This window comes from Thiogranum sp. (assembly GCF_058323355.1).
Window position 1 is genome coordinate 1 of record NZ_JBTTIO010000048.1, and the last position, 2,780, is coordinate 2,780.

General features: G+C 60.9%; 4 protein-coding genes. 3 read left to right on the plus strand and 1 reads right to left on the minus strand.

Translation table 11 applies throughout. From position 1 onward, the window contains the following. Positions 1 to 821, minus strand: an 821-nt coding sequence (locus tag ACW81B_RS06865; RefSeq protein WP_491579474.1) for a mitochondrial fission ELM1 family protein, incomplete at its 3' end; no start/stop codon positions are given. A 130-nt stretch (positions 822 to 951) separates the two neighbouring features. Between ACW81B_RS06865 and ACW81B_RS06870 the strand changes: the two genes are divergently transcribed. The 3 genes from ACW81B_RS06870 to ACW81B_RS06880 all read left to right on the plus strand — a co-directional run. Then, positions 952 to 1,194, plus strand: coding sequence for an acyl carrier protein (locus ACW81B_RS06870; protein ID WP_491579475.1), 243 nt, complete (start codon positions 952 to 954; stop codon positions 1,192 to 1,194). 3 nt (positions 1,195 to 1,197) lie between these two features. After that, entirely contained in the window at positions 1,198 to 2,385 is a 1,188-nt protein-coding gene (gene spt, locus ACW81B_RS06875) for a serine palmitoyltransferase (RefSeq protein WP_491579476.1), read from the plus strand. Next, on the plus strand, positions 2,386 to 2,780 hold a 395-nt coding region (locus ACW81B_RS06880), incomplete at its 3' end, for a carboxyvinyltransferase (RefSeq protein WP_491579477.1).

The window sequence follows — 2,780 nt, forward strand, 5'->3', positions numbered from 1 at the left end:
CAGGCTTCACCAAGCATGGAGATACTGTCGGCCGTCACCACCAGCTCGTCACACAGGGCCAGCATGCCGAAGTACGGGTTTTCCGTATCGTCCGGGCGCCAGCGATACAACACCTTCGGCACGCTAATGTCCCGTTCAAAGAGATCGATCACGGCTGGCGGGGTGCGCGCACTGGTGGAAATCATCAACGAACCACCACGTTGCCGTGCCTGTTCATTCACCTGTTGAGCAATCGCCCGGGCGTTTTTCAGCCCCAGCGTATAAGGCCCGCTGTTGCCGCCAAGTATCACCGCGATACGCGGGCCGGCGAGGTGGGCAAACCGCTCCCGCCAGCGCGCCGCTTCCTGCTCAAGCCGTTGTGCTGTCACCCGGTGCAGGGTCAGGGTGTTCTGCAAGACCTTCGGGTGCTCCGCCAGGCGGTACTGGGGGGTGGTCACGATCAGGTCGAAATTGTCGGGGCGCGCCCAGGGTCGGCCGATATGCACAATACGCGTGCCGCCACCCTGCTGCGCCCGTATCCAGCGACACACCGGCTCGTTGCGCATACCGGCAGAAATCACCAGCTCCGGCCAGGGGGCTTCGAGCGGGGAAGACCTGTGCAGCCGGATGCCCCGCAGGTCACTGCCGCGAAACAGGCTGGTACGAAATTCCGTCGTGCGGTAATCAAGCTCCTTCAGCTCGAACGGCCAGCCCAATGCCTCGCCCAGTGCAATCACCTGGTTGCGTTCGCCGGCACGGTAGCCGGTGACCAGCCACACAGAGGGCGTGGATTCCTCGCTGGAATCGGCCGTGTCGGCGTGTACGGGTTCAACGGGACTCATGGGCAATGATTTCAGGGCCGACACCCGTGGCGCCGCCGCTCAACTCCAAGTACAATTCAGCGTTTGCGAATCTAGCGGCTTGCGCCGCGCGGCGCAACTATCAAGCCCCGGATCCGGACGAGTTTTCTGCATGCCTGACTACAATGAAGTCCTTGAGCGCATTTTCGACGTGCTCAAGCCCTTTGCCAAACAGGGTATCCTGCTCAATGAGGAATGTGAGCTGGTCGCCGAACTGGGCCTGACCTCGCTGCAGGTGATGGAACTGATCGAGCAACTGGAAGACCACTTCGACATGTCGATCCCGCTCAACATCCTGCCCGATATCCGTACCGTACACGATCTGGCGCAGGCGCTGGAAATACTTGACCGCTGAATCATGAGCCTGTTCGATAAATTTCAGCCGATTGCCGACATCCAGGCCGAGCTACAGGCACTGGGCATCATGCCGTTTGGCGCCGTGACAGAAAAACTGTTGTCCTCCACCGAGGCCATCGTCAACGGCCACAAGGTGATTCTGGCCGGCACCAATAATTACCTCGGCCTCACCTTCGAGCCCGAATGCCTGGAAGCCGCGAAGAAAGCCATCGACGAACTGGGCACCGGCACCACCGGCTCGCGCATGGCCAACGGCACCTTCGCCGAACACGTGGCGCTGGAAAACGAACTGGCCGCCTTCTTCGACCGCAAGCACGCCATTGTCTTTTCCACCGGTTACGCCGCCACCATGGGCATGGGTGCCACGCTGGCCGGACCAGGCGATGTCATCGTACTCGACGCTGACAGCCATGCCAGTATCTACGACGGCGTACGTCTGGGTGGCGCGGACGTAATACGTTTCCGCCATAACGATCCGGCCGACCTCGACAAACGCCTGCGCCGGCTCGGTGACCGCATCGACAATACCCTGATTATTGTCGAAGGTATCTACAGCATGATGGGTGACCAGGCGCCGCTGGCGGAAATTGCCGAAGTGAAACGCAAGTACGGCGGTCTGCTGCTGGTCGATGAAGCCCATTCGCTGGGCATGCTCGGGGAACACGGCCGTGGCGTAGCGGAAGCCGCCGGCGTGGAGGACGATGTGGACTTTGTGGTCGGTACTTTCAGCAAGAGTCTCGGCGCCATTGGCGGCTACTGTGTCAGCAGCCATGACCAGCTGAATGCCATTCGCTTCGCCATTCGCTCCTATATTTTCACGGCATCGCCCTCGCCATCGGTCATCGCCTCGACACGCGCAGCATTGCGCCTGATGCAGGAGCGCCCGTACCTGCGCGACCAGCTGTGGGCCAATGCCCACCGGCTCTATGACGGACTGAAAGCACTTGGCCTGCAGGTCAGCCCCGAGGTCAGCCCGGTGATTGCCGTTACCATCAAGGACCGCCACCAGGCGATTGACTGGTGGAACCGGCTGCTGCAGCTGGGTGCTTACGTCAACCTGGTCATGCCACCCGCCTCGCCGACCGACGACAGCCTGCTGCGTTGCAGTGTCAGTGCGGCACATAGCGAAGAACAGATTGACCGGATTATCGACGCCTTTGCAAATGTTCAGGATTCAGCGACGGCCTGAATGGATAAGCTGAACATCATCGGCAATGGCCCGCTGCACGGCGAAGTCACCATCTCCGGCGCCAAGAACGCGGCACTGCCGATTATTGCCTCCACCCTGTTATGTCCAGAGCCCTTCACGCTGCGGAATGTCCCGCACCTGCGCGACATCACCACCACACTGGAACTGATGGGCCGCTTCGGCACCCGCATTGAACTGGTCGACGACATGTCTCTGGTGGCGGACAGTTCCAACATCACCAGTCTGCTGGCACCCTATGAACTGGTGAAAACCATGCGCGCCTCTATCCTGGTGCTCGGCCCGTTGCTGACGCGTTTTGGTGAAGCAGAGGTCTCCCTGCCAGGTGGCTGCGCCATCGGCTCGCGACCGGTCAACCTGCATATCCAGGGCCTGAA